Source organism: Hymenobacter taeanensis (assembly GCF_013137895.1).
In the GTDB taxonomy this organism is placed as follows: domain Bacteria; phylum Bacteroidota; class Bacteroidia; order Cytophagales; family Hymenobacteraceae; genus Hymenobacter; species Hymenobacter taeanensis.
In genome coordinates this window covers 624,019-650,471 of sequence record NZ_CP053538.1, presented here as the reverse complement: position 1 = coordinate 650,471, position 26,453 = coordinate 624,019, and the positions used below count along the sequence as shown (strand labels likewise).

Annotated in this window: 20 protein-coding genes; 11 read left to right on the top strand and 9 right to left on the bottom strand. The window is 54.8% G+C overall.

The features are described from left to right. Window positions 1-22 precede the first annotated feature (22 nt). Window positions 23-475 carry a YDG/SRA domain-containing protein gene (locus HMJ29_RS02755; protein ID WP_171590051.1) on the bottom strand — a complete coding sequence of 151 codons (453 nt, stop codon included), beginning with the start codon at window positions 473-475 and terminating at the stop codon, window positions 23-25. 387 nt (window positions 476-862) lie between these two features. On the opposite strand from HMJ29_RS02755, the gene kaiC reads away from it, so the two are divergent. From kaiC to HMJ29_RS02735, 4 genes are all read left to right on the top strand, one after another. After that, window positions 863-2,545 (top strand): circadian clock protein KaiC, encoded by a 1,683-nt coding sequence (kaiC, locus tag HMJ29_RS02750; RefSeq protein ID WP_171590050.1) that lies wholly within the window; start codon window positions 863-865, stop codon window positions 2,543-2,545. 69 nt (window positions 2,546-2,614) lie between these two features. Further along, window positions 2,615-2,938, top strand: coding sequence for a circadian clock KaiB family protein (locus tag HMJ29_RS02745; RefSeq protein ID WP_253805664.1), 324 nt, complete (start codon window positions 2,615-2,617; stop codon window positions 2,936-2,938). Next, window positions 2,928-3,266, top strand: coding sequence for a circadian clock KaiB family protein (locus HMJ29_RS02740; RefSeq protein WP_171590049.1), 339 nt, complete (start codon window positions 2,928-2,930; stop codon window positions 3,264-3,266). The genes HMJ29_RS02745 and HMJ29_RS02740 overlap by 11 nt, the downstream gene beginning before the upstream one ends. A 2-nt stretch (window positions 3,267-3,268) precedes the next feature. Then, window positions 3,269-4,987: an ATP-binding protein gene (locus HMJ29_RS02735; protein ID WP_171590048.1), complete on the top strand. Its 1,719-nt coding sequence runs from the start codon at window positions 3,269-3,271 to the stop codon at window positions 4,985-4,987. 68 nt (window positions 4,988-5,055) lie between these two features. On the opposite strand, the gene HMJ29_RS02730 is transcribed toward HMJ29_RS02735, so the two are convergent. Together HMJ29_RS02730 and HMJ29_RS02725 are read right to left on the bottom strand one after the other, a co-directional pair. Then, complete coding sequence (locus HMJ29_RS02730) at window positions 5,056-6,288, bottom strand: M16 family metallopeptidase (RefSeq protein ID WP_171590047.1); 1,233 nt, start codon at window positions 6,286-6,288, stop codon at window positions 5,056-5,058. A gap of 137 nt (window positions 6,289-6,425) precedes the next feature. Continuing rightward, entirely contained in the window at window positions 6,426-7,454 is a 1,029-nt protein-coding gene (locus HMJ29_RS02725; RefSeq protein ID WP_171590046.1) for a glycosyltransferase family 9 protein, read from the bottom strand. Between the two features lie 154 nt (window positions 7,455-7,608). Between HMJ29_RS02725 and HMJ29_RS02720 the strand changes: the two genes are divergently transcribed. Beyond that, on the top strand, window positions 7,609-8,904 hold the full coding sequence (locus HMJ29_RS02720; protein WP_171590045.1) for an aminopeptidase P N-terminal domain-containing protein: 1,296 nt from the start codon (window positions 7,609-7,611) through the stop codon (window positions 8,902-8,904). A gap of 586 nt (window positions 8,905-9,490) precedes the next feature. Beyond that, window positions 9,491-10,957, top strand: a complete 1,467-nt coding sequence (locus tag HMJ29_RS20585; protein WP_171590044.1) for an OmpA family protein — start codon at window positions 9,491-9,493, stop codon at window positions 10,955-10,957. Window positions 10,958-11,463: 506 nt separating this feature from the next. Here HMJ29_RS20585 and HMJ29_RS02710 read toward each other — a convergent pair. The 4 genes from HMJ29_RS02710 to HMJ29_RS02695 form a co-directional block, all read right to left on the bottom strand. Beyond that, complete coding sequence (locus HMJ29_RS02710; RefSeq protein WP_171590043.1) at window positions 11,464-12,024, bottom strand: DUF4252 domain-containing protein; 561 nt, start codon at window positions 12,022-12,024, stop codon at window positions 11,464-11,466. A 67-nt stretch (window positions 12,025-12,091) separates the two neighbouring features. Continuing rightward, window positions 12,092-13,672: a hypothetical protein gene (locus tag HMJ29_RS02705; protein ID WP_171590042.1), complete on the bottom strand. Its 1,581-nt coding sequence runs from the start codon at window positions 13,670-13,672 to the stop codon at window positions 12,092-12,094. 183 nt (window positions 13,673-13,855) lie between these two features. Further along, window positions 13,856-14,263: an EVE domain-containing protein gene (locus HMJ29_RS02700; protein ID WP_171590041.1), complete on the bottom strand. Its 408-nt coding sequence runs from the start codon at window positions 14,261-14,263 to the stop codon at window positions 13,856-13,858. Between the two features lie 160 nt (window positions 14,264-14,423). Then, window positions 14,424-14,819 carry a hypothetical protein gene (locus HMJ29_RS02695; protein WP_171590040.1) on the bottom strand — a complete coding sequence of 132 codons (396 nt, stop codon included), beginning with the start codon at window positions 14,817-14,819 and terminating at the stop codon, window positions 14,424-14,426. Between the two features lie 124 nt (window positions 14,820-14,943). On the opposite strand from HMJ29_RS02695, the gene HMJ29_RS02690 reads away from it, so the two are divergent. The 4 genes from HMJ29_RS02690 to HMJ29_RS02675 all read left to right on the top strand — a co-directional run bounded on the left by HMJ29_RS02690 (window position 14,944) and on the right by HMJ29_RS02675 (window position 18,829). After that, complete coding sequence (locus HMJ29_RS02690; protein ID WP_244678726.1) at window positions 14,944-16,782, top strand: DNA polymerase/3'-5' exonuclease PolX; 1,839 nt, start codon at window positions 14,944-14,946, stop codon at window positions 16,780-16,782. A 111-nt stretch (window positions 16,783-16,893) separates the two neighbouring features. Continuing rightward, entirely contained in the window at window positions 16,894-17,958 is a 1,065-nt protein-coding gene (locus HMJ29_RS02685; RefSeq protein ID WP_171590039.1) for a glycosyltransferase family 9 protein, read from the top strand. Between the two features lie 130 nt (window positions 17,959-18,088). Further along, complete coding sequence (locus HMJ29_RS02680; protein ID WP_171590038.1) at window positions 18,089-18,535, top strand: OsmC family protein; 447 nt, start codon at window positions 18,089-18,091, stop codon at window positions 18,533-18,535. A gap of 27 nt (window positions 18,536-18,562) precedes the next feature. Beyond that, on the top strand, window positions 18,563-18,829 hold the full coding sequence (locus HMJ29_RS02675; protein WP_171590037.1) for a UBP-type zinc finger domain-containing protein: 267 nt from the start codon (window positions 18,563-18,565) through the stop codon (window positions 18,827-18,829). A gap of 150 nt (window positions 18,830-18,979) precedes the next feature. On the opposite strand, the gene serS is transcribed toward HMJ29_RS02675, so the two are convergent. Next, entirely contained in the window at window positions 18,980-20,254 is a 1,275-nt protein-coding gene (gene serS, locus HMJ29_RS02670) for a serine--tRNA ligase (RefSeq protein ID WP_171590036.1), read from the bottom strand. Between the two features lie 694 nt (window positions 20,255-20,948). Between serS and rho the strand changes: the two genes are divergently transcribed. Further along, window positions 20,949-23,168 (top strand): transcription termination factor Rho, encoded by a 2,220-nt coding sequence (rho, locus tag HMJ29_RS02665; RefSeq protein ID WP_171590035.1) that lies wholly within the window; start codon window positions 20,949-20,951, stop codon window positions 23,166-23,168. 90 nt (window positions 23,169-23,258) lie between these two features. Here rho and HMJ29_RS02660 read toward each other — a convergent pair whose 3' ends face one another. Then, window positions 23,259-25,556: a T9SS type A sorting domain-containing protein gene (locus HMJ29_RS02660; RefSeq protein WP_171590034.1), complete on the bottom strand. Its 2,298-nt coding sequence runs from the start codon at window positions 25,554-25,556 to the stop codon at window positions 23,259-23,261. Between the last annotated feature and the right edge of the window lie 897 nt (window positions 25,557-26,453).

Below are 26,453 nucleotides of genomic sequence, written 5' to 3'. Positions count from 1 at the left end.
TAGGCCACTGCGCTGCACATAATCAGGCTGTAGCTGTAAAAGGAACCAGCCGAAATTTCCAGACTTTAAACCCAGATTTTCCGGACTCAAAAGTAACGCCTGCCACCCGATATAATCCTTCGTACCGATACACCATCTCTCCCTCGTGGGCCACTTTGCGCACCACGCGCACGGGCTGACCGGTGGTGTGGCTTTGCACAAGTGCTTGGTTTTTAGGGTTTAGCTCTTGGTCACTGACCTGATGACCGGTTTTAGGGTCGCGGCCGCCGTGGCCAGCATATGTCAGCTCGTTTTCCGCAAACACATCATCTTCATACTGGTCGGCCAGCACTATAGAGTCGGCCCCTTCTGCGGCGGTGCCACTAATACCGGCCCGGGTTGGCCGGTGCACGCCGGCTTGGCTTAGTGCCAAGCGGTTAGGAAATGTATCGCCGGGCTGGTAGTAGCTAATGTGACCGAAAATGCGAAGCGACATAATAACATGTGTGGGGAAAAGCTGCCAACTGGCCTACACAAAATGTAGGCCGTCAGCCAGGGGTAAAACCAAGCCGGTGGTGCACCAGACCAGTATCCAGGGCCGCCCTCAGACTGGCGAGCAAAACAATACAAACGAAAAAGGGTACTTTTAGCTTTTAAGCATGCGCACACTCTAGCGCAACGCACTCCAGGCAAGCGGAAAATCAGCCGCTTGCCCATTGCAATGCCTTGCTATCCAGGTTGTTTGGCTGTGGCCTTCCAGCCGGTTGGAGCCTGCCATACTCTGGCTTCTTCTACCCGTTAGTTTTTGCTCAAAACGGGCTGCGGTCCATTTTATTCACTGCCGGGAGCCCCGCTTACCTAGTGGTGCTCAAAATTTCTATTCATGCTACATCATAACGCCCCTGCTCCCGTCAGCCTGCCGCAACTGCCTAAAGCGCCTACCGGAATAGATGGGCTCGATGAGATTACGGAAGGAGGCCTCCCTAAAGGGCGCCCAACGCTGGTGTGCGGCAGCGCAGGCTGTGGCAAAACACTCATGGGAGTGGAGTTTCTGGTGCGCGGCATTCTGGAGTACGATGAGCCGGGAGTGCTTATGGCCTTCGAGGAAACTGCCGAGGAGCTTACGGCCAACGTTACCTCATTGGGGTTTGACCTGAATGGTCTGCAGGCCGCCGGCAAGCTCCGCATCGACCACGTGCACATTGACCGCTCCGAGATTGAGGAAACGGGCGAGTATGATCTGGAAGGCCTGTTTATCCGGCTTGGCTACGCCATTGACTCCATCGGGGCCAAGCGGGTGGTGCTGGATACCATCGAGTCGTTGTTTTCGGGCTTTCCCAATCAGGCCGTGCTGCGTTCTGAAATTCGGCGCCTGTTCCGCTGGCTCAAAGACAAGGGTGTAACCACCGTTATTACGGCGGAGCGGGGAGAAGGCTCCTTAACCCGGCAGGGCTTGGAAGAATACGTTTCTGACTGCGTGATTCTGCTGGATAACCGCGTCATCGACCAGATTACTACCCGTCGCCTGCGCATTGTGAAGTACCGCGGCAGCACCCACGGCACCAATGAGTACCCCTACCTGATTACCACGGAAGGCATTTCAGTGCTGCCCGTAACTTCTCTGCTGCTTAATCATGAAGTCTCGAATGAGCTAGTGTCAACGGGCGTGCCCGCGCTGGATGAGATGTTTGGGCTAAAGGGTTTTTACAAAGGCAGTAGCATATTGGTAACCGGTACAGCCGGCACAGCCAAAACCACACTGGCGGCGGGCTTCGCCAACGAAGTTTGCCGAACGGGGGGCACCTGCTTGTTCTTTGCCTTTGAGGAGTCGCCGCAGCAGCTGGTGCGCAACATGAACTCGGTGGGTATTGAGCTCACGCCCTGGCTTGAGAATGGCCAGCTGCTGATTGAAGCCTCGCGGCCCACCCTCAATGGCTTAGAAAAACATTTGGTGAGCATTCACAAGCAAGTGAGCATTCACAAGCCTGATGCGGTAATCATTGATCCTATCAGCAATCTGATTACGGTAGGCAATATTGCGGAGGTGCGCAGCATGCTTACTCGTCTCATCGATTTTCTGAAGGTGAATAATATCACGGCGCTATTTACCTCCCTGCTTAGCGGCAGCAGCCAGCGCCAGGAGATGACGGAAGAAGGCGTTTCATCGCTGGTTGATACCTGGATCAGTGTGCGCGACTTGGAGGGCATTGGGGAGCGAAACCGTGGTATCAGTATTCTGAAGGCGCGCGGAATGGCGCACTCCAACCAAGTGCGGGAGTTTATCGTTACCAGTAACGGTATCCAACTCCTGGATGTGGTAATCGGGCCGGAAGGTATCGTGACCGGGGCTAGCCGCCTCACCCAGCAACTGCAACAACAGGCCCAGGCGCGGGCCGTGCGCCAGGAGCAGGAGCGCAAAGATCGGGAACTGGCCCGCAAGCGCCTCGTGCTGGAAGCTACCATTGCTAATCTGCGCACTGAGTTTGAATCAGTGGAAGAGGAGCTACGGCAAATCAGTCACGAAGAACAAACCCGACAGTTGAAAAACAGCATTGGCAAGCCCTAACTGGCCGGTGCTGCTGAAGGTGAGCAAACTACTCCTTCGGCCGATCAATAGGCTACTTTTTATTACGGCATGAAGACTGACGTTGCCACCACGGCACCTACAATGGAAGAAGAAACATGGGAACTGCGCCTATACGTAGCGGGCCAGACCACCAAGTCGGTGACGGCGCTGGCCAACCTGAAAAAGTACTGCGAAGAATACCTGAAAGGGCGGTACCAACTAGAGGTAATTGACCTGCTCCAGCACCCGCAGCTGGCGGCCGGCGACCAGATACTGGCCATTCCTACGCTGGTGCGGAAAGTGCCCGTGCCCATCCGGAAGATTATTGGCGACTTATCTAATCAGGAGCGGGTGCTGGTAGGACTGGATATCCGGGTGGTTGATGGTAAATAATCCCCTGGGAACTGCGCCCGAAAGCGAGGATAACCCTCCGGCCGAGTATGTGCTGCATCTGTATATTACAGGGGCAACACCTAACTCTACCCGGGCGGTGCGCAACATTAAAGCGCTTTGTGAGCGGCACCTGCAGGGGCGCTACGAGTTGCTAATTATTGATATGTATCAACAGCCTGACTTGGCCAAGCGTGAGCAAATTATTGCCGCGCCTACACTGGTGAAAAAGTTGCCTTTACCGTTGCGCCGACTCATCGGCGACCTATCGGAGGAGAAAAAGGTATTAGCCGCACTGGGGTTGCCTGACGTGCCTCTGAGCAATAGCTAGTCATGAAGGAGATACCTGCTGATACGTACGCTGAACTGCTTCGGAAAAATGAAGAGTTGCGCTGGCAGCTGGAAGAAGCTGAAGAGCTGATTTTGGCTATCCGGACGGGCGCTGTAGATGCACTGGCGGTACACGGTGCCGACGGACCACAAATATTCACCTTGCATGGCGCCGACCAGGGCTACCGTACCCTGATTGAGCAAATGAATGAGGGAGCCCTGCTACTCAGTCAGGATGCCACCGTGCTATATTGTAATGCCTGTCTGGCCGGCTGGCTGCAGTATGCCCTGGAAGAAGTTATGGGCAGCTCCGTCGCGGCCTTTATTCCGTTGGCATTCCATGGCTACTGGCGTGAGCTGCTGGCGCAGGGCTGGGCGGGCAAAAGCCGAGGTGAGATGCCCCTGCAAACCCGGGACCTATCTCTGCGGCCTTTCTCCGTGTCAATGAACCGACTGTTGTTCAATGATACTCCTGTACTGGCAGTGATTATAACCGACCTCTCGGCCCAGCAAAAGATACAGGACATTCAGGCGCTGGTGACAGAGCAGAATGCCGTTATCAACCGCAAAAATGAGGAGTTAGAGTGGCAAACGGCGGCCCGGCAAGCCGTAGAGCAGGCCGCGGCCGAAGCTCGCCGCATGCTGGAAGGCATCCCACAGATTGCCTGGACCGCCAGCGCAGAAGGCAAAAACACATACCTCAACCGGCGCTGGTTTGACTATGTGGGCCAATATGAACCCCGAGATTGGCCAGATCCGTTGCTACAGAGCATTCATCCAGAAGATGTAGAGGCCGCCACAACCAGCTGGCTGAAGTCGTTGGCTACGGCAGATGCGCTGGAAGTAGAATGCCGTCTGCGCAACCAGCACGGAGAGTACCGTTGGATGCTGGGTAGGGCACTGCCCTCCCGTAACAGTCAGGGCGAAATTATCCAGTGGATTGGCACCTACACCGACATTCACGAGCAGAAGCTGGCAATGGAGCGTGTAGATCAGGCCCAGCGGGAGCTGCAGGAATACAACGCCCAACTAACCCGCGTCAATGTTGATCTGGATAATTTTATTTACACGGCTTCACACGATCTGAAGGCCCCTATCAACAATATTGAGGGGCTATTGTACGCGCTGCTTTCGGAGTTGCCCTCTGGCAGCACCAATATGCAGCAGGTGCAGCCCATCCTGGATATGATGCAAGACTCCGTGGACCGTTTTAAGCGTACCATTGAGCACCTCACAGAAGTCACAAAGCTGCAGAAGGAGAACGATCAGCCGGCCACGCTGGTGGCACTAGGGCAGGTAATAAAAGATGTTTGCCTTGACCTGGCCCCACTTTTTCAGGAGGCTGAAGCGGTGCTGGAAATTGACGTGGAAGAATGCTCTACCATTTCGTTCGCCGAGAAGAACCTGCGCTCCGTGGTGTACAATCTGCTCAGTAATGCGCTCAAATACCATGCTCCTAACCGAAAAGGCCGGGTAAGTATCCGTTGCCACGAAGCAGGAGACTACGTGCTGCTGCAAGTACAAGACAACGGCCTGGGCCTAGATGTCACGAAGAGTCATCGGCTTTTCAATATGTTTCAGCGCTTTCATGACCACGTGGAAGGCAGCGGCATAGGTCTTTACATGGTCAAGAAAATACTGGAAAACGCTGGGGGCCGTATTGAGGTAGAAAGTGAGCTGGGAGTTGGCTCCACCTTTAGCGCCTATTTCCGGCGGCGCTAATACAAAACGGGGGAGCCATTGCCAAGCAATAGCTCCCCCGCTCCGGAGTACTAAGCGGAATGCCAGGCCTATTCAGGCACGTATTGCAGAATGCTGAGCTGGTCTTCGCACAGCACCTCGTTGGCCAGTTCCAGCAGTTCAGAGGCCGTAATCTGCCGCACCCGGTCAAAAATTTCGTTGATGGACTCTACGCGGCCCAGATCGAGGGTGCTCTTGCCCAAGAGTTGCATGAGGCCGCCATTGCTTTCCTCGGCCATGGCCAGCTGCCCCATGAGCTGCTCCTTGGAGGTGTGCAGCTGAGCCGTGCCCAATGACTGCTCCCGCAGGCGCTTGAGTTCCTTTTGCACCAGAGAAATAGTGCGGTTTACCTGCTTCTTCTCCGTACCAAAGTAAATCCCGAACAAGCCGGTATCGGTGTAGGGTGAGTAGCTGGAGTCAATAGTATACACGAGGCCGTACTTTTCGCGCACGGCCAGATTAAGGCGGGAGTTCATGCCGGGGCCACCAAGCAGGTTGTTCAGCAGAAAGAACGGGATGCGGCGCTCGTCCTCTAGTGAGTAGGCTAGCCCACCAATTAGGCAATGAGCCTGAGAAATGGGCTTGCGCTCTACCCGCTCTACGCGGTTATAGGCCCCAAACGGCAGACGGGGGCGGGCGCCCAGCCGGGCGGGCAGTGGCGCCAGGTATTTATTGGCCAGGCGCTTCACTTCCGAAAACGGCAGGTTGCTCACGGTGCTGAACACCAGCCGGTCGGTGCGCACGTTTTCGCCGAGAAACCTGAAAAAGTCCTCCTGCTGGAAGCTGCTCACGCTTTCGCGCGTGCCCAGAATGTTGTGGCCTAGCGAGTGGTTACCGAATACCACAGCGTCGAAGTCATCGATGATGGCATCCTCGGGGGCATCTTGGTACATAGACATCTCCTCCAGAATTACGCCGCGCTCCTTCTCAATCTCCTTTTCGGGGAACACGGAGTGAAACGTAAGGTCGGTGAGGAGCTCCATGGCCCGCTCAAAATGGGTGCTGAGCAGCGAGGCGTAGAAGCAGATTTTTTCTTTGGTAGTATACGCATTCAGCTCGCCACCCACCGTTTCGAGGCGGTTGAGAATGTGAAAGCTCTTGCGCTTCTCAGTGCCCTTGAATGCCATGTGCTCCCAGAAGTGAGCCAAGCCTTGCTGGGCTGGTTTCTCATCGCGGGAGCCAATGTCAAGCAAAAAGCCGCAGTGCGCGACTTTGGTGTGTGGAACAGTTTTATGCAGAACCCGGATGCCGTTGGGCAACTCGTACAGGTCGTAATCAGACATTAGGTAGGGTCTTGGAAACTTTGGGTCTTAGGGACTTGGGCTTTTCACTAGGCGTCCCGGCCCAGTATAACCGTATAGCCCCGAGAGTGGTTGCAAAAGTACAGGAACGGTAACGGAGTAAAGTGGCCTAGGCCACTTTACTCCGTTGGTGCCTCCCTTTCGGCTAGCACGGCCAGCAGCTGTTGCGTGTGTATGCCGTGGGCGCAGCGGAAGTGGCCTAGCGGGCATTGGCGGTAGCCATGCAGGCCGCAGGGCTGGCAAGCCAGTTCCTCCGGAATCATCACAATTCTGGAGAACGGGCTCAGCGGGCCAAAGCCAAATGCCGGCACCGTAGAGCAATACACCGCACATACCGGCGCACCCACCGCTGAGCAGAGGTGCATGGGCGCTGAGTCGTTGACGTAGTTAAGCGTGGCCCCGCGCATAAGCGCCGCCGAGGCCAGCAACGACAGCTTACCCGCCAAATTAACGGTGTTGGGTCGGCCACTGGCTTGCAGCAGGCTCTCGCAGGCTTCTACATCAGGCGGGCCACCGAGTAAGTAGACGGTGTAGGAAGAGGGCAGGGCTGCCAGCAGCTTCAACCACTGCTCCTCCGGGAACTGCTTGGTAAACCATACCGAAGTGGGCGCAATGCACAGGTACTGGCCTACGGCGGCGAAGGGCGCGGCGGCCGCTTCATCCTGAGCGGTAGGGAAGAGGTGGGGGGCAATAGCTGGCCCATCATACGCTGGGTTGAGCAGATGCAGATTGCGGGTTACCTCGTGTACGCCATCACCAATAACGTGCGGCGCCGTGCGGGTAAAGCCCCGGGCAAAGGGGTTTTTATCAAATCCAACGCGCTCTGGCGCACCCGAAAAGGCCGTCAGGAGGCCGGTGCTGGCAAAGCGTTGCAGCGTTACTACGCGGCCGTAGCCCGTGCGCCGTATCTGCTGCAGCAGGTGCCAGAGGCCCCGGTACTTCTCCTTTTTCTTGTCCCAGATTAGTACGTGACGCACGTAGGGGTGGCCCTTTAGCAAACCTTCATTGCCTTTGCGCACTAGAAAGTCAACGGGCGTATTGGGCTCGGTACGGTGCAGGTACTCCAGCAGCGCCGTGGCCAGAATCACATCACCAATAAAGGCGGTTTGAATGAGCAGGATGGCGGAGCGGTTGGCAGAGTCAGGCATAGGGCAAGGGCAACTAGCAAAGGTACCGCACTAGCCGCCGTTTGCCAACAGCAGAAGATAGGCCAAGCCACTGCGCCAAAGCCGCGCGGAACTGCCTAACTTGCCCCGGCCGCTTCGGCGGTTTCCGTTTGTGCCACCTTACCCGCTTCCGCCCATGCGCTACGGCTCTATTTCGCCTGATCTGTTTATTGAGAACCGCCGCCGCTTCACCCAGCAGCTGCCGCCGGCTTCCCTGGCCATCTTCCACTCCAACGACATCATGCCGACGAATGCCGACGGCACAATGCCCTTCCGCCAAAACAACGACCTGTTCTACCTCTCCGGCGTAGATCAGGAGGAGAGCATTCTGGTAATTTTTCCTGATGCCGTGCTGCCCCAGTACCGCGAAATCCTGTTCCTGAAGGAAACCAGTGAGCATATATTGATCTGGGAAGGCTACAAGCTCACTAAGGAGCAGGCCCGCGAGCAAACCGGCGTGCGCACCATCATGTGGCTCGATTCGTTTAAGTCGGTGCTGCCAGCTCTGATGAATGAGGCCGAAAACGTATTCCTCAACGCTAATGAGCACATTCGCTCAGTGGTTGAGGTAGAAACCCGCGACGCCCGCTTTATCAAGTGGATCAGAGAGGCCTACCCGCTGCACACCTACCGCCGCGCCGCGCCCATTATGCACCACCTGCGCGCCATCAAGAGCGATGAGGAAATCCGGCTGATGCGCCGCGCCGCCGACATCACCGAGAAAGCCTTTCGCCGCTTGCTGGGCTTTGTGAAGCCCGGCGTGATGGAATATGAGATTGAGGCCGAACTCTACCACGAGTTTCTGCGCAATGCTTCCCGCGGCCCTGCCTACGGCAGCATCATTGCCAGCGGTGCCAATGCCTGCATTCTGCACTACGTCAGCAACGACCGTGAGTGCCAGGATGGTGATGTGCTGCTGATGGACTTTGGAGCTGAGTACGCCAACTATGCCGCCGACCTTTCGCGTTCTATTCCCGTGAATGGCACGTTTACCAAGCGCCAGCGCGATGTGTATGAGGCTGTTTTACGGGTGATGAAGTTTGCCACCTCGCAGCTTGTAGCGGGCAACAGCATTGAGGCCTACCACGCCGCGGTGGGTCGCTCCATGGAGCAAGAGCTTATTAAGCTGGATTTGCTCAACGAACAGGATGTAAAAAACCAGGATCCTGCGGCTCCGCTCTACAAGAAGTACTTTATGCACGGCACCAGCCACTATCTGGGCCTCGATGTGCATGATGTGGGCGCTAAGTACCGCGTGTTTGAGCCCGGCATGGTATACACCTGCGAACCGGGTATCTACATTCGGGAAGAAGGCCTGGGAATCCGGCTGGAGAACGACATCCTCATCACGCCTACCGGCAATGATGACCTGATGAAAAATATACCACTCGAAGCTGATGATATTGAGCGCCTGATGCGAGAGACGCGGTAGCAGCTTCTCGCCCATTAAAAAAAGAGGGTGGCCTAGTAATTGGGCCACCCTCTTTTTTTGGTTGCCGCCTCCGGTTTTACCAGCCATTAACAACCAAGCTAAGCTGAAGCGTACAGGTGTCAACTAGTAATTAAATAATCCAGAAATGGAACTTACTTAGAAATGAACCGCGGAGTGAGAGCAAAATCTGGTGCCTCTGGCTGTATTACAATTGCTCTTGAAGTAATAACACTGCTATACCTGAAAAATGGCCTTAGATCTATATGTTGACTTACTCATATGCCAAGTAAACAGGAAGGTTGATGTGGTTTTTTAACTTTTTTTAGCTTAGTCATTTAAATCAGCTTAGTGAGTATAATACAATTTATGAGGCAAGCTAATAAAGGGTGTAAATAATGTATATAGTGAATATAAAGGGCTTTTGCAGTTGGACTTAGGCTAGCTTGAGACGCTGCCTGAATGGTTTTCCGGAGCTCTGGATACAACTTTATTCGTTGGAGAAAGTATAGGCAGCTTAGCTGGGGTCGTGCTGTTCACCGGGCACTGGATTCTGGCTGTACTATTTTCTTCACCTAATTTCGCCCATATGAGACACCTTTTAGCAACCACAACGGCCCTGGGTCTGTCGCTTCTGGCGGCTGCCCCGAGGGCGCAGGCGCAGTCGTCAGACCGCAAAACGGCCATCAGCCTTACCGGTAATGCTTTCCAGTACAAAGGCAGCTTCGGCTCCGATTATTGGAAGTGGAAAAGCAACGAATACGGTCCCGGCATCTCCATTAACCGCTACCTCACCGATGGTCTTGACCTGATGTTGAGCGGTAACTATGTTGAGTTTGCCAAAACTGCTCCTGCGGGCAACCCATACTTCGGCAGCAACTTTGCCACCAACGTAGTAAACGTAAACCTAGGCCTGAAACTGAAGCTCTTCAAAGAGGAGTCGTTCGTGCGGCCTTACCTGCTGGCTGCCCCTGGCTTTACCTACACTAGCCGCGAGGGCACCATCAACCGTAACACCCAGGCCATCCGTACCGACGAAGATAAGACGTACTTCGATCTGTTCGGAGCCGCTGGTCTGAACTTCCGCCTCGGTGATGCTGTGAGCCTGTTTGTGCAAACTGGCCAGCATTTCCCGCTGGGCGCCAACATTGATGGTGAGCCTAACCGCGACGACAACAAGATTGATGACCGTTTCCTGCAGCACACGGTAGGCCTCACCTTTGCCCTCGGCAAAGCCAAAGACACTGATGGTGACGGCGTCTCTGACCGCAAAGACAAATGCCCCGACACGCCCGCTGGCGTAGCCGTGGATGAAACCGGTTGCCCCCTCGACGGCGACAAGGATGGTGTTCCAGATTACCAGGATCAGTGCCCCACCGAAGCTGGTACGGCTGCTATGCAAGGCTGCCCCGACCGCGACAACGATGGTGTAGCTGACAAAGACGACCAATGCCCTGACCAGGCTGGTACCGCTGCTCTGCGCGGCTGCCCAGATGCTGATGGCGACGGTGTAGCTGACAAAGACGACAAGTGCCCCGACACGCCTGCTGGCACGCAAGTAGATGCTAGCGGCTGCCCCTTGGTAGTTGACGCTGATGGTGATGGTGTTCCAGACAACGTTGATAAGTGCCCCGATACTCCTCGTGGTGCCCGCGTAGACGCCAATGGTTGCCCCATGGAAATTGATCCGGCTATCAAGAAGCTCGAGCAACCCATCCGCTTCGAGACCAACAGCACCGTGATCAAGCGCACTTCGTACCCAGCTCTGAACAAAATGATTCAGGCGCTGAAAGACCACCCAGAGTACAGCATCCGGGTAGTAGGCCACGCCGACTCACGCGGTACCGATGAGTACAACCAGGGTCTGTCGGAGCGCCGGGCTGGCTCGGTGAAGCGCTACTTCACTGGCAAGCAGGTTGACCCCGCTCGCATTGTAACTGAAGGTCGTGGTGAGTCGGAGCCAGCTGCTCCAAACACTTCGGCTAAGAACATGGCGCAGAACCGTCGGGTTGAATTCCACTTTGAGTTCTTCATCCCGAATGCTCCCCAGCCCTAACCGGCAGGAGTAGCAGGTAAGTAAAAAGCGGCGTACCGAAAGGTGCGCCGCTTTTTTCATTGTGTGGTTTCAAGTAGATGTTTGTAAGTAACTCGTATTTCTAGGCCACTTGGCTGCGGCCCAAAACTGCCAGTATATGCCTGTGGCTAATTTCCTGTTGAGCTATCAGCCTAAACACTGCTCGAGCAGGAACCTGCGCTACTGAAGACGGGCTGCGCTTAGCTATGCAGTATTGGCTCTTGTTAGTTAGGCCAGTAGCGGTAGTTGACTTAGCGTACACGCAGCCATGTGCCAAACGCCAGTGTTAGGGATTGTGGCTCCTTGCGGAGTGGATTTCTCCGTACTAACTTCTCTCTGTGGTCACTATCCACATACCCTAGGCCAGTACTGGTGTGCCTTCTGCTACATCTTGGCAGGCATAAGCCAGGCTACCGCAAAATATGCGCAACTAAAAAAGGCTGCCCCACTGGTGGGGCAGCCTTTTTTAATGTGGCAATAAGTATAAACTACCGTGCTATTTCTCCGGCCACGCTAGGGAGGAATTTCTTGATTCGGTTGAACTGTTCCTGGGTAAAGTTGCCTCCCACTGAAAGCAGCATAAACGAGTCGGGGGCGCCCTGCACGTTGCCGGTAGCCACAAACTCGGTTATCCGGTCACCTTGCTGGCGAGTGGCGTAGCGCAGCACAGTGGTGCGGTCAGTAGTATCCAAGGGGAGTGGGGTGTAGCGCTCATTAGCCAGCAGGCCATCTACTTCTTTAATTAGGCCTTGTGCTACCAGGTTGCGGGCACTGTTGGTGGTGGGCGCAAACGTGAGCACCTTAGCGCTCCTGATAGAGCTTAGGGCCTGCGTGAGCTCATTGTCGCCGCCTAGCTTCCCCAGCCGGCCTAAAATCAGGCGGGTAGTAAGCCCCGCCGACCAGTCGGTGGTTTTGAAGCCCGGGCGGTTTTCATACTTGCTGAAGAATTGGGCTACAGTACGGGCTGGCTGGCCCGGCCCACCGGCCCGGCACCCTGCTAGCAGGAGCAAGGCCAGAACCGTAAGGAAGGAGAGGGTACGAAGTTTCATCGGCTGCAAAGGAATAAGATGTGCCCCTGACATACGCAGTTGCGGGCGTCCTGTTCTGAGCTGATGCCTAATCAAATGCTATGCTGTTCACAAAAAACACGTTTCTGGTGGTAAACCCCGAAGACCGGATGCGCTGATAGCCGTAGGCCAGGAACTTGCTGCCGTGCCACGCCACCAGCTCTGAGTTGGAGGTATCCAGCGCTTTTTCTGGTTTAGCCTCCGCGCTGGTGCGCAGAATTGTTTCTAAGTCATTGGATGAGGCCGTTGCCTGATCTATAATCTTGTAGCGCAGCTTGTCTTCGTAGAGGTAGCTAAGCACCAAGCGCTTGCCATCAGGCATAGGACGCACCTGCACAGTTTCGGCCAGTTCGCCGGTTTCCACATCCTTCAACAGGAAAGAATTGTCCCACAGTAAGTTGCCATGCCGGTCAAAGGCGCAGACCAGGGCGTGGGTAAACCGGTAGCCATCTATATTGCGGTTGCTACGGTTATAACGGTCGTAGTTGGTGGGCCCATAGAGCGGATTATACATGGGCATGTAGGCCGCAGCATTGTAATAGGTACCGTAGCCGTACTGGTAGCGCGGGTAGTATACCTCCGCCACCAGCACATAGCCGCCCTGAAACGGAATCATGTCGTGCATGAGCAGGCGGTAGCGCAGCCGCTGCTGGCGGGAGCTAGCCCGCAGCCGCTGGCTCCGCTGGCGCAAGCGCTCCACTCGCGCCGGGTTCATAAAGTCAAAGAAATGCTTGAAGTTGAGGAAATCATAGAAGCGCAGGGAGCGGCGCTGACCGGTTTCCGTTATACCCGCCGTTAAATCGGCGGCAAATAATCCCTGCGAATAGCGGGAGTCGCGGAGCGTATACGTGCCTGCTAGCAGGCGCGCAGCGCTGTCGCCGGGGCTGAGTTGAGCCGAGATAAGGCCTCGCTCGCTTTCAGCCTGCACAAACTCAGAGCGCAGCAGCTGCCCCTGATCAGAGAGCTGCTTTACCTGCAAGCGCGACTTAAACCCGTTAGACTCACTTAAAATAAACTCGGCTCGCTTGGTAACGGAGTCAGCCAGGAACGTGAGGGTGGCCGGGAGCGGCTCATACACGGAGGGCAGAAACTTGAACTGCGCGGTATGCAAATCCAGGAGCAGAATAGTCAGGTGCTGCTCTAGGCCTACTGTTACAAAGAGGTTGCCGCCCAGGGCTTTCATGTTGTGCACGTACCGGGTCAGCTTTGTGTCAAACTCGCCTTTGCCCAACTCCCCGGTGCGGGTATCATAAGCGGCCACCCAGAGCTTGCCCGGCGTGGAGGAAGTAAACAGCGCATACACATCGGAACCCTCCGCACAAATCTGGCTGAACTGGTATTCGCGCGGTACCTCCAGTTCTTGCTTGCGCCCTGGCTGCAGCAGATGGTTGTACTGCTGCAAGAAGAACTCTGACTTGGAAGACAGGGGTATATCCTTCTCCACCAATAGCACCAGGCTGCTGTCTTCGGGAATTGGCTGCAGGTGCACATCACTGTTATAGGCTTCCAGCGGAAGCTCTAAGCGCACGGGCTGCTGTGGCGTAATGGGAGCGGCGGGAGTTTGGGCACGAGCCGGCCCCAGCAAGCAGCTCAGCAGCAGCAGCAAAAGGGCTGAATACGCGTGTTTCATAGGAAAGAATATACGTAAACCAAGCGGAGCCAGGACTACTAGTAAGATACGATGAACTAGTGGCATTGTCACGGTAGCTGCCGGATACTTGATGGCTAACCAACACATATTCCATACGGGGAGTGCATAAAAAAGCGGCTGCCTTATGGGGCAGCCGCTAAAAAAGTGTTTATCAGCGTTTGCTTAGGCACTCAGCTCTAAGATAACATCAAATTCTTCGGCCCGCAGAGGCATTACAGACAGGCGTGACTGGCGTAAGAGGCCTATCTGGCTCAGGCGCTGATCTTGTTTGATTTGCGCCAGCGAAACGGGTTGGGCCAAAGGCTCTTGCGGCTTCAGGTGCACGGCTACCCAGCCACTGCCTGCCTCAGCGGTGGCATCGGGGGCAGCGGCGGCAGCCACTGCTGCCACACCCACTACTTCCTTGTCGCTGACGCTGTGGTAGTACAGGACTAGGTCGCCGGGTTGCATCTGCTGCAGGAAATTACGTGCCTGGTAGTTACGCACGCCGGTCCAGTCGGTGCCGCCGTCGCGGTTAAAATCGGCCCAGGAGTAGGCCGCAGGTTCAGATTTTACAAGCCAATAGTTCATGGCCTGCAAGCTACAAAAGATGGCGCGTGACTCCTCCACCGTATCTACTGCTCACGTCCGTCTCGGAGGCTGCAGTAAAGCGTACTGAGCGCACTACACAGTACGGCGCAAAAAAGGCCTCCTTATTAAGAGGCCTTGAAGGGGATAAGTGCTGCACCCGTTACAGGTCTTTGCGGCGTACTTTCAGCACATCGTTCTCCAACGATACCACCTCCAGCAGATAATCAGGGTCTTTTTTGTCGTCGAGCGAAATCCGGAGGGTATGGTCATTTTCCGCTGTCCAGCGGCCTTTACGGCCTTCTATGCCATCAGTGGGAGCAATATCAAACTGGGTAAACAGACCATTGTGGTCGAAGGAAAAGCCCGTGCGGCCCCGGGAGGGAGGAAAGGCGTAAGTATTGGGCCGGTATACGCGCACATCGCCCTGGTCTTCCTCGTGGGCATGCAGCCAAGTACGTTCAAGTTGTTGCAGTTTCATGGCCGCGGTGGCGTCGGGTTTGCAGGTGGCGGCCAGCAGGAGCACGCTCAGGCAGGCTAACAATGTGAACAGACGCATAAGAAATGGGGGTTAAGCAGATGGCAAGTACTGACTGCGGTGTACACTGCAGATAACGGTAAAAAAGCCAATTGCGTTAAACAAGGAAGGCGCCACCAAATATCGGGGCAGCTTAGCCGCAAACATGAGCAGCTCAGCCGAGCCGCCAATCTACGACTTTGCCCCGTACATTTGCCCCGCCCTCATCTTTCCGCCCTCTTATCCTTTTGCCGTGGACAACCGCGCCCTTATCCGTGCCTTCCGTCTGGCTGCTCAGCTCCTGGAGCTGCACGACGAAAATCCGTTTAAAATCCGGGCCTACGAAGGCACCGCCAGTGCCCTGGAGGCCTTGGGCTTTCCGGTATCTGATGTAGAGCGCACTGGCCTGCCCGACCGCACTGGGCTAAGCAAAACTGCCGCCGCCCGCGTAGCCGAAATGCTTGATACCGGTACGTTTGAAGAGCTCACGCGCCTGCTAAGCATTACGCCCCCCGGCGTGGTAGAGCTACTGCAGGTAAAAGGCATTGGCCCCAAGAAAATACGGGCGCTGTGGAAGGAGCTGGGCGTGGAAAGCCCCGAGCAACTGCGTGAGGCCGCTGAGAATGACGAGGTCAGTAAACTGAAAGGTTTTGGGAAGAAAACCCAGGAGACCATTCTGGCGGCGCTGGAGTTTTCCAGCCAGAGCCAGGGCAAACTGCTATATCCGCAGGCCGAAGAATTGGCCGAAGATTTGGCCAACCACCTGCGGGAAGCTCTCCAAACGGAGCAGGTAAGTATAGGAGGCGAAGTACGCCGCCGCCTGGAAATTGTGGAAACTGTTACGCTGGTGGCTGCTACCACCCAACCCACCCACGCCCATGAGCTGCTTGATAAGCTGCAGGGCATCACACCCGACCCGTACCGCAGCGGGCCCTATGCCTGGCGCGGCACGGCAACTCCTTCCGGAGTGAAAGTAGAGGTGCTGCTGGTAGCGCCCCCTGACTTTACCAATCAGCTCTTTTTGCACTCAGCCGCCGAGGCGCACCTATCAGAGGGGTTAGCTGAGGTGCCGCCCGGCCGGCCCGCCACGCTCCGCCAGCTGCTGAAGAAGGAGCGGTTTGAGCAGGAAACGGATATTTACCAAAAGGCTGGCCTACAATACGTAGAGCCCGAGCTGCGCGAAGGGTTAGGCGAGTTAGCCCTGGCCCAGGCTCAAAAGCTACCTCGCTTACTAGAGAATGAGGATTTGCGGGGCTCTGTGCACAACCATAGCACCTACTCTGATGGCAGCCACAGCCTGCGCGAAATGGCCACCTTCCTGCGCGACCAGGGCTACGAGTATCTGGGCATCTGCGACCATTCACAGGCGGCCCACTACGCCAACGGCCTCACGCCGGAGCGGGTGCGCCAGCAGCAGCGCGAGGTAGATGAGCTAAACCAGGAGCTGGCGCCCTTCCGGATCTTTAAAGGCATTGAGTCTGATATTCTCAGCGACGGCTCCCTGGACTACACACCCACCGTGCTGGATACCTTTGATTTTGTGGTGGCCTCCGTGCACAGCAACCTGCGCATGGATGAGCGCAAGGCCACTACCCGGGTGCTGCGGGCCATTGAAAACCCGTATACCACCATGCTAGGCCACCCTACCGGCCGGCTACTCCTGCGGCGCGAGGGCTACCCCCTCGACCATAAGGCCGTGATTGATGCCTGCGCCCAGCACAACGTCATCATCGAAATCAACGCTAACCCCTGGCGCCTTGACCTGGACTGGCGCTGGGTGCACTATGCCCTAGACAAAGGAGTAATGCTCAGCATCAACCCCGATGCTCACCACACCAACGGCTACGCCGATATGCGCTACGGGGTGTTTATGGGCCGCAAAGGCGGTTTAACCAAGGAAATGACGTTCAACGCTAAATCGGTGGCGGAAGCGGCGGAGTACTTTGCCCAGCGCAAAGCCGCCATCAAGCCCCCGCTAGAGTTCAAAGACTCGTTGTTCGGGTAAGCGGTTGACTGCTGGCTGTTGGTTGCTGCTTGAGCCTTGAGTTGTTCCTAAAGAACATCATGGCTCAAGCAGCAACCAACAGCCAGCAGTCAACGAGCAGCAAATCAGCATATGAAAATACTTGTTCTGCGCTTTTCTTCCATTGGTGATATCGTCCTGACGACGCCGGTACTCCGTGGCCTAAAGCAGCAGGTGCCGGGCGCAGAGGTGCACGTGGCCACCAAACCGGCCTACCGCGGGCTTATTGAGCCCAACCCGTACGTGGCGAAGGGCCACTACCTCACGGGTGGCCTACAGGAGTTGGTGGCGGAGCTAAAGGCTGAGAAGTTTGATGTTGTAATAGACCTGCATAACAACCTGCGCACCTCGCTCATTAAACTGCAGCTGGGCGTGAAGTCATCGAGTTTTGATAAGCTGAATCTGCGAAAGTGGCTTTTGGTGAACTGGAAGGTTGACACAATGCCCCGCCTGCATATTGTAGACCGGTATTTGGCCGCCGCCGCCCCCCTGGGCGTGAAAAGCGACGGGCAAGGCCTAGATTACTTCATCCCAGCCGAGGACGAAGTAGACCCCGCAATCTTGCCGCCGGGCTTTCAAAAGGGATATGTGGCTTTTGCTATTGGGGCACAGCACGCCACCAAACGCTTACCCGTAGAGCGGATAATTGAATTATGCGGGCTTTTGCGCCAGCCAGTGGTATTATTGGGTGGGCCCGAGGATGAAAGCACCGGCCACGTTATTGAGCTGGCGTTTGACAATGAGGTGGCCATTTCGCCGCCGACCCCAGGCCGCATTCCTGAAAGCCCGTATTATTTCCCTTCGTTGGGCGGCGGAGAAGCACCGGCTCGAACGATAATCTACAATGCTTGCGGTAAATTCACCCTGAATCAGTCAGCCTCATTGGTGCGGCAGGCTAGCTTTGTGGTAAGCCACGATACTGGCCTCATGCATATTGCCGCGGCTTTCCGCAAGGAAATCTATAGTGTGTGGGGAAACACCGTACCAGAGTTTGGCATGTACCCGTACCGCACCGAGTTTCGGGTGCTGGAGGTAAAAGGGCTGAGCTGCCGGCCGTGCTCCAAGATTGGGTACGAGAAATGCCCCCAAGGTCATTTCCGCTGCATGCGCGATATTAAGTTTGATCTGGACCTGCCTCCGGCGCACGATGGCCGCTAGGCCAGGTTTTGCGTACAGCTCAACAGTAAACCAGGTGGGTAGCGAAAAGCGCGCAAAACTGCTACCTTATGAGTGTATACGGCCAATTAGCCGGAACTGTAATCTTGCCCCAGTGGCCTAGAAAGTAGCTATGCTTGAGAAAACCGAGAAGAAAGTAGTAGTACGCGTAGGGGCTGAGGCGCTGCTAGCTGATGTACAGGCCGGAGTGCATACTTTTTTCATAGATGAGCCAGTGGCCGTAGGTGGCCTAGACCGCGGCCCCACGCCCTATGATATGTTGCTCTCCGCCTTGGGGTCGTGCACGGCCATTACGCTGCGTCTCTACGCCAACCAGAAAAAATGGCCTCTGGAAGCCATTGAGGTACATCTCAGCCACGAGCGGGTGCACCGCCAAGACTGTGATAAGTGCGAGTCGCCGGGCGAAACCCTGGAGGAAGTACACAAGGAGCTGCGCCTGCTAGGGCCACTTACCCCCGAGCAATTGCAGCGCCTGCATCTTATTGCCGACAAATGCCCCGTACAGAAGGCTCTTACCAGTGGCTCCTTCCGGGTACTTACCACAGTAGTAAACTCTTAATAGCTGTTTTCAAAGCAACCTACGCATATGGCTATTTGCTCTCACTTGCAATCTGTTGAAACCTTATTGCCAGCTCCCGCCGAGCACGTCTGCCCCGAGTGCGTAGCCCAGGGCGATACGTGGGTGCATCTGCGCGTTTGCCAAACTTGCGGGCACGTTGGCTGCTGCAACTCCTCTAAGAATAAGCACGCAACGCGCCATTTCAAGGCTACTGAGCACCCCGTAGTGACATCGGCCGAGCCCGGTGAGCAGTGGGCCTGGTGCTATATAGATGAGCAAATGGCCGAATATTAGCAGTAGGCCACTCTTACGTATGAACCGGCTTGGGTTTATGCTGTAAGTGCAGCAAGAGTGAAAGTGTATATTTACGCCTATACAACAAAGGCCTCCGTACTAGGTACGGAGGCCTTCGTTTAGCTCTGAGACTGGCCTAGGCCAGTCTGGTTATGCTATTTTATCAAATCCGCAGTAAGCGTGTAGCGCTTTCGGCAGGTGAATACCCTCTGGGGTTTGGTTGTTTTCTAGCAGCGCCGCTACAATACGCGGTAGAGCCAGCGCGGAACCGTTAAGTGTGTGCAGGAGTTGCGTTTTGCCGTTCTCGGCGCGGTAGCGCAGCTTCAGGCGATTAGCCTGGTAAGTTTCAAAGTTAGAGCACGACGATACCTCCAGCCAGCGACCCTGCGCGGCGCTCCATACTTCCAGGTCGTAAGTGAGGGCTGAAGTGAAGCCCATGTCGCCGCCGCAGAGGCGCAGCACGCGGTAGGGGAGCTCTAGCTTCTGCAACAAGCCCTCAATGTGGCCTAGCATTTCTTCCAGCTGCGTGTAGCTCTGATCGGGGTGAGTAATCTGCACAATCTCCACCTTATCAAACTGGTGCAGGCGGTTGAGGCCGCGCACATCGGCGCCCCAGCTGCCGGCCTCGCGGCGGAAGCACGGCGTATAACCCGCATTGCGGATGGGCAAACGCTCCGTACCTATAATCTCGTCGCGGTAGAGGTTGGTGATAGGCACCTCCGCCGTCGGAATCAGATACAGGTTGTCCTGAGCATCGTGGTACATCTGGCCCTCTTTGTCGGGGAGCTGGCCCGTGCCATACCCGGAAGCCTCATTCACCAGGATAGGAGGCTGCACCTCGTCGTATCCGGCGTTGCGGGCCTCATCGAGGAAAAAGTTGATAAGGGCCCGCTGCAGGCGGGCACCCTGCTTTTTATACACGGGGAAGCCAGCGCCAGTAATCTTGTTGCCCAGCTCAAAGTCGATGATATCATACTTTTTGATGAGCTCCCAGTGGGGGAGAGCATCGGCAGCAAGCTGAGGCTGCTGGCCTACCTCGCGCACCACCTCATTATCCTGGGCGCTCCTGCCTTCGGGTACACTGCTGTGCGGCAGGTTGGGCAGCTTGTAGAGCGTTTGTTGCAGGGCAAACTCCACTTGGGTCAGCTCATCGGCATGCGCTTTGGTTTGCAGCTTGAGCTCCGCCGTACGCTGCTTCAGGGTTTCTGCCCCTGCTTTGTCGCCGGATTTCATCAGGCCACCAATTTGGCGAGCTAGGTCGTTGGCCTCGGCTTGGGCCGAATCGTGCTCCGTTTGTAGTTGGCGGCGGCGCTGGTCTAGCTCCAGAATAGCCTGTACATCGGCCTCAGCGGTTTTATAATGCTTCTTGGCCAGGCCGGCCAGCACCGCATCAGTGTGCTCTTTCAGTACGGAAACTTGCAGCATAATGGCAGAAAACGCGATTTTAGATAAGGCAAAAGTAGGAAGATGATTCGCAGCTGCTGCACAATTTGTAGATTAACCCACTCGTAGGCCACCTAGGCCAGGTATGTACTCGCAGGAAAACAGCTGGTTGCATCATCCTACATCAGAAAGCCGACGGTTAATCAAGTCAGAAAATAAATGTCAGGGTCCTGTCTAAAGCACTATAAAGAAATTTAAAAACCTGAAATGCCACCTGTGCCTAGGGTTTATACAGAAAAGGTGAGATGAACTTTGTTTGAAAATCAAGGTGTTAGCCTAATAATTACTTGAGTTAAGCAGAGCAAGCCAATTGTGTAAATAGGTGAATGCAGAACCCTGTTGCTACTTGGTTTTAATCCGGTTCACCAGGATTCGTCCAATTACAAAGCTGATAGGAATTTAGGGAGTAAAATTCCCGTATCCGATTTGGCAGTTCATCCGTATTAAGCTAACATTGCGTTAGCAAGCCGGCAGCTGATACCGGACCCGCAGTTAGTATATTCTCTCGCGTACGGTCCGGTTTTGCTTTAGCGCCACCCCGCTACTACCCCTCCGTATTCGTTCCCGAATCCTGTTGAATGCGCACCGCTCTGCGGTTGCCCTTGTGTCCGGAATGGCCTGTGCTGCCTCCCATTTGGCTTTGTGCCCCGCCTGATTTTTTCGCCCAGCTTCTTATATGTACACTATCGAAGAGTTGAAGGACCGTCTGCTGTCCGAGTTAAAGGAAATTGCAGAAGAGCTAAGTGTCGGCAACTTCAAAAAACTCAGCAAGCAGGATCTTATCTATAAGATTCTTGATCAACAAGCTATTACGCCGCCGGATAAGCTCCCCAAAAAAGTAAAGCCAGCGGCTAGTAAGGCCAAGGTGAACAGCCCGGCTGAGACTCCTGCCGAGGAAGTAGCGGTTGCTGAAGCCGCGCCAGCCCCTCGTCCGGCCCGGACAGCACGTCCGGCTCGCCCCGCCGCTAAAGCGGCTGCTCCGGCTCCTGAGTCAGTAAGCTCAGAGCCTGCGGCCCCAGTAGAAGCACCCGCCGTAGAAGCTCCGGTTGCGGCAGCTCCCGCTCCTGTAGTAGCAGCAGAGCCAAGCGAAACGCCCGAATCTACAGTAGCTGTTGAAGCGCCTGCCACTGAGGCCACTGAGACTGCGCCGGATGGTACTGAGCGGCCTATCAAAATTTATCAGCGCCCAGAGCGTCGGCAGCGGACTGATCGTAATGGTCGGCCCATGCAGCCTGCTGCCAATGGCGCTGCCATAACAGCCGAGTACGCTCAGCCTGAAGCATTGGTAGCGGATGCTCCAGCCGCTCCGGCGCCTGCCGAGCAAGAGGCGCCAACTGCCCCAGTTGCTCCTGCTGTGCCTCAAAGCTTGCCCCGTGAGCTGCGGCCCATAGATCCAACGGCTCCGGCACCGCTACGTGATGGTCGGGATCAGCGCTTCAATCGGGATGGTCGGGAGCCTCGTGATTTCCGCGAAAACCGTCAGGAGGGTGGTCAGGGTGGTCGGGAGCCCCGTCAGGATGGCCGCGCCGATCAGCCCCGGGAGTTCCGTAACGATGCCCCTCGTGCCCTGCGCGACGGTACGCCTCGTCCTGATGGACGGGAAGGCCGTGAGCAGCGTCGCGAGGAGCGGTACGCCGCTCGCGAGCAACAGCGTCAGCAGCGGTTAGCGGAGCGTTTGGAGCAGCGCCAAGGTCAGGGAGAACCCCGCCAAGGCCTAGAGCAGCGTCAGAACGGCGAAGCCCGCCAGAACTCAGAGCAGCGCCCGGCCCGTCAGGAGTTTGATATTGTAATTCCTGGTGATGGCACTCTGGAAATGATGCCTGATGGTGGGTATGGTTTCCTGCGTAGTCCCTTTTACAATTACCTGGCTTCTCCCGACGATATTTATGTATCGCCGCAGCAGGTAAAGCAGTTTGGCTTAAAGGCCGGTGACACGGTAAAATGCACTATCCGGCCGCCGCGCGAAGGGGAAAAGTACTTTGCTTTGGTAGGAGTGGAGGGCATTAATGGTCGCTCGGTTGATGAAGCCCGCGACCGTATTCCTTTCAACAACCTCACGCCGCTGTTTGCTGAAGAGCGCCTGAAGCTTACTACTAAGTCGGCGCAGTACAGCACGCGTATTCTGGACCTGTTTGCCCCAATTGGTAAGGGGCAGCGGGGCCTGATTGTAGCCCAGCCTAAAACGGGTAAAACGGTGCTGCTTCAGGAAATAGCAAATGCTATTTCAGAGAACCACCCCGAGGTGTACCTGATGATTCTGCTCATCGACGAACGCCCGGAAGAAGTGACGGACATGGCTCGTTCGGTAAAGGCTGAAGTTCTCAGCTCAACCTTCGACGAAACCGCTGACCGCCACGTGAAGATTGCCACTATTGCCATGGAGAAGGCCAAGCGCCTCGTGGAGTGTGGTCACGATGTGGTTATCCTGCTCGACTCGATTACACGTCTAGCGCGGGCTTACAACACGGTGCAGCCGGCTTCCGGCAAGATCCTCTCGGGTGGTGTAGATGCCAACGCGCTGCATAAGCCTAAGCGTTTCTTTGGTGCGGCTCGTAACGTAGAAGATGGCGGCTCCCTGACCATCATTGCTACCGCTCTGATTGAGACGGGCTCTAAGATGGACGAGGTAATCTTTGAGGAATTCAAAGGCACCGGTAACATGGAATTGCAGCTCGACCGTAAACTGGCCAACAAGCGCATTTTCCCAGCTATTGATGTACCCGCATCCGGTACCCGCCGCGAAGACCTGCTCATGAGCAAAGACGAGCTTAACCGCATTTGGGTGTTGCGCAAGTTCATGTCGGACATGACGGCCTCCGAAGCAATGGAGTTCCTGAAGGACCGCATGAAAGGCACCCGTGATAACGAGGAGTTCCTGATGGCCATGAACGGCTAAGCAAGTATCTGAACTGAATACCTCTAGGTCACAAAAAAGCCCGCTCTATTACAGAGCGGGCTTTTTTGTGACCTAGAGGTAAAACCAGAATTATTGCTTTACGAAGCGCTGTACGTTATGCTTGTCAGAAGAAATAAGTTCTAGGAAATACACGCCCATTGGTACATGCTGGATGTCAACGGTAGAGCCGCCAACCGCTTGTCCTGTGGCTACGTTCTGGCCCGTAGCATTGTAGATACGGTATTTAACCATGCCACTCACCGCCGGTAACGTAACCTGGCTGTTAGTGGGGTTAGGGTAGAATGATGCTTCAATCTTATCAGTACCAGCAACAGCCACCACAGATGAGTACGACTCCGTTCCGTCAGTATCTACCTGACGTAGGCGGTAGTAAGCAGTAGCTGCCAGTGGGCTACGGTCGGTGAAGCTATACGCAGCGCCCATACTAGTAGTACCGTTGCCTTGTACCTTGCCAATAGAGGTAAATACTTTGCTATCGGAGCTACGCTGAACCTCGAAGTAAGCATTGTTTTTCTCTGTTGCAGTAGCCCACTTTACGTACACATTTTGTGACTGACGTGAGGCCGTGAAGCTAGCGAGAGTAACAGGCAGAGGGTTATTGCCCTGGGCATAGCTGAGTGTGCTGGCTAACACAAAATCTCCCAGGGTGCTGAAAGGTTGAGTTGAAACAACAGATCCCGTTGCGTAGGGAGTAGCTGGTGCAGTAAAAGTCGTATTTCCTTCTACACTTACCCAAGCAGCCCCGTTGCCTTGAGCAATGCGCAAAGCGCTGGCATTATCTGCCCGGTCATCTGGCCCAAAGCTCAGTGTTACTCTAGCGTTGTTGAAAGTGGCCCCAGCCCCGGCTGAAAGAGTGAAATAGCGTATCTGAGATACCCGTTTAATGCTGTTTGTGGTTGAGGCAGGGAAGGCTCGGGAAGCAGGAGCGCCTTCAAACTGCTGAGCGGTATACGAACCGATAGAAGGCTGGGTAGGAGAAAAGGTCAGGGGGCGGTAAACAGGTGTTGTATTATTCCTAATTGCGCCAATAGGGTATACAATGTTAGGTTGTCCGGTAGTAGTAGCATTAGTTGAACGAGTGAGGGGACCATTCACAAAGCTCGTAGCACTGCCGCCAGTTAATAGAGCGTCAGAGGTAGTACTAACATTAAAAGGCACTGTAATACCATTGCTGAGAGTAGTCAGAATACCACTAGTTAGCGTAAGTCCTGCTACAGTGACCGTTTTTAACAAACTTACTCCCGTGTTGGACCCTGCTGTATTGTTGACTACAAGTCTTGCGTTTGGCCCAAAGGTTAAAGTGCCAGAACCTGTACCAGTGCCAATTCCTCCAACTGATTGAGCAGATGTGCCATTAAATGTAATATTGGCTGCACTAGCCGGAGTAAAATTTAATATTCCTGCGGTTGGAGTGGCATTGCTGTTAACAAACACATTGCCACCAATAGTGGTGCTAAGAGAGTTCAGGTTGGCCGTAACCCCAGTGACTGTAAGGTCATTTAGAATTGTCATATTGCTGCCTGCTACAGTAGCGGCCGCGAGTAGTTGGAGGTTACCATACTGTTGACCTACTGAAGAAAATACGCCACCTGAGTACCTGTATGTGCTGCCATTTCTAAACACAGCAACTGGATTTGTACCAGTACCGAAGGCATCGTTGCCCGTTAAGTGTTGGAATGTTGAGCCGGCATTGAAAACTACTGAGCCTGCAGTGCTTGATACATCAGAGTTAGTATTGTTATTGCCAGTAGGTATCGAAGCGGTGGTACCAAAAGGATGACCAATAATATTTTGAGCAATAATAGTTGCGTTATTCTGTACCTGAATAGCATTGGCACTAGCGGCAATAAGGCGTTGGGCTAATGGCGAGCCGTTAGTGTTACCATTAAGATTTACGGTGCCTTCTATTAGCCCGGTAGAACCAGGCGCTAATGAAATGGTGATGTATCTGTTGGTGGTAGATGCGGAAGAAGAATAGTTGATAGTAGACCCTGCAGAAATAATGAAATCATCACCGGCCGCAGGGTTATTAATAGATAGTGTGCCAGAACCATTTCCAGTGGAAGGGGCTTCCAGGGTGAGAGTTACATTATTAATTAATCTGAGCTGCCCAATTGTTTCATTGTTAAAATCTACAAGGGCAGCCTGAGTAGGAGAAGTTAAACCATCAAAAATCAGTATGTCGGTGGCGGCCGGTGTACTCCTAATCAAGCCTGCCTGGGGGGAGACCGACAGCCAGTTGGAAGCCACAGTCCAGCCGTTGGCGCTACTACCATTGCCAACCCCACCTACCCAACGGTACGTAGTTTGAGCAAAACTCTGAGTAGTCATTCCTGCTATGAAAGCTATGCAGAATACTATTTTCACAGTCTGCAAGAGCGCTCTACGTGCACGAGGTGTCAATTTCAGCATATGTACGGGGAAAACTGGTTTTTTTTATAACTCTACAGAAGAGACATCAAATATAGCTCAACATTATAAGACTCTTAATTAGTTAAGTGATATTATTCAATAATAATATTAAATCCTATGTATGATTATCAGGCGATATTTTGAACAGGTGCACCGTCTAATATGCTCGTTGATGCAGAGTTGTAAGTGCGTCCGGTGCACGGCTAGCGAGCGACTAAAGGAGCAGGACTTGTGGACCAGTATGGTACAGCGCTGGCGCAGGGAACAGTTGTCGGCCTCGTGATGCCCGTGTGGCCACTGCCGTTCGGATAAGGTCGATGGGCGGTGAGTGGTACCACCTGCCGGTATGCCTTCCACTCATCGGTAAATTACCAGGTGCCGGTGCAATACAGCTTGGGCAAGACCTGCCAGAGCCATTGCGCGGTTACCGTCCCGCGTGTGCAGAGCACCCAGACCAGATACGCCGCGTGTACCGCTCTACTACCAGCCAGAACCAGAATTTACGCAGCTTAGATCTCACGGGCTTGCACATGCCATTTAACCTCAGTACTCGGGGGCAAGCCAATAGGCGACTGGTTTTGGGCTGTGTCAGTACTTTTCTTGCCAGTTGTGCTACCGTATATGTCAGGCAAACAACAGCCCAGTGCGATACCCGTTCCACCAGCAACTTCTCTACTTGTGCACAACGAACCGCTCAGGCCGGACCAACTGGCTGCACATAACTCTGGCAGATGTGAACGGTAAACTGATGCTTACGTTTGCCATGGCTACTGCCATTTTTGCGGAGGAAAGGGCTGCTACAGTGCCCACAGCAGAGAGTGGTCTTGAGCATACCACCAAATATGTTGCTTA

Bases quoted from the DNA above. Each gene is read 5' to 3' on its own strand.
- HMJ29_RS02755 (WP_171590051.1), bottom strand. From the start codon at position 475: ATGTCGCTTCGCATTTTCGGTCACATTAGCTACTACCAGCCCGGCGAT.
- HMJ29_RS02680 (WP_171590038.1), top strand. From the start codon at position 18,089: ATGCTTGAGAAAACCGAGAAGAAAGTAGTAGTACGCGTAGGGGCTGAG.
- HMJ29_RS02720 (WP_171590045.1), top strand. From the start codon at position 7,609: ATGCGCTACGGCTCTATTTCGCCTGATCTGTTTATTGAGAACCGCCGC.
- HMJ29_RS02730 (WP_171590047.1), bottom strand. From the start codon at position 6,288: ATGTCTGATTACGACCTGTACGAGTTGCCCAACGGCATCCGGGTTCTG.
- HMJ29_RS02695 (WP_171590040.1), bottom strand. From the start codon at position 14,819: ATGCGTCTGTTCACATTGTTAGCCTGCCTGAGCGTGCTCCTGCTGGCC.
- rho (WP_171590035.1), top strand. From the start codon at position 20,949: ATGTACACTATCGAAGAGTTGAAGGACCGTCTGCTGTCCGAGTTAAAG.
- HMJ29_RS02745 (WP_253805664.1), top strand. From the start codon at position 2,615: ATGAAGACTGACGTTGCCACCACGGCACCTACAATGGAAGAAGAAACA.
- HMJ29_RS02700 (WP_171590041.1), bottom strand. From the start codon at position 14,263: ATGAACTATTGGCTTGTAAAATCTGAACCTGCGGCCTACTCCTGGGCC.
- HMJ29_RS02705 (WP_171590042.1), bottom strand. From the start codon at position 13,672: ATGAAACACGCGTATTCAGCCCTTTTGCTGCTGCTGCTGAGCTGCTTG.
- kaiC (WP_171590050.1), top strand. From the start codon at position 863: ATGCTACATCATAACGCCCCTGCTCCCGTCAGCCTGCCGCAACTGCCT.
- HMJ29_RS02710 (WP_171590043.1), bottom strand. From the start codon at position 12,024: ATGAAACTTCGTACCCTCTCCTTCCTTACGGTTCTGGCCTTGCTCCTG.
- HMJ29_RS02735 (WP_171590048.1), top strand. From the start codon at position 3,269: ATGAAGGAGATACCTGCTGATACGTACGCTGAACTGCTTCGGAAAAAT.
- HMJ29_RS02740 (WP_171590049.1), top strand. From the start codon at position 2,928: ATGGTAAATAATCCCCTGGGAACTGCGCCCGAAAGCGAGGATAACCCT.
- HMJ29_RS02690 (WP_244678726.1), top strand. From the start codon at position 14,944: ATGAGCAGCTCAGCCGAGCCGCCAATCTACGACTTTGCCCCGTACATT.
- HMJ29_RS02685 (WP_171590039.1), top strand. From the start codon at position 16,894: ATGAAAATACTTGTTCTGCGCTTTTCTTCCATTGGTGATATCGTCCTG.
- serS (WP_171590036.1), bottom strand. From the start codon at position 20,254: ATGCTGCAAGTTTCCGTACTGAAAGAGCACACTGATGCGGTGCTGGCC.
- HMJ29_RS20585 (WP_171590044.1), top strand. From the start codon at position 9,491: ATGAGACACCTTTTAGCAACCACAACGGCCCTGGGTCTGTCGCTTCTG.
- HMJ29_RS02725 (WP_171590046.1), bottom strand. From the start codon at position 7,454: ATGCCTGACTCTGCCAACCGCTCCGCCATCCTGCTCATTCAAACCGCC.
- HMJ29_RS02675 (WP_171590037.1), top strand. From the start codon at position 18,563: ATGGCTATTTGCTCTCACTTGCAATCTGTTGAAACCTTATTGCCAGCT.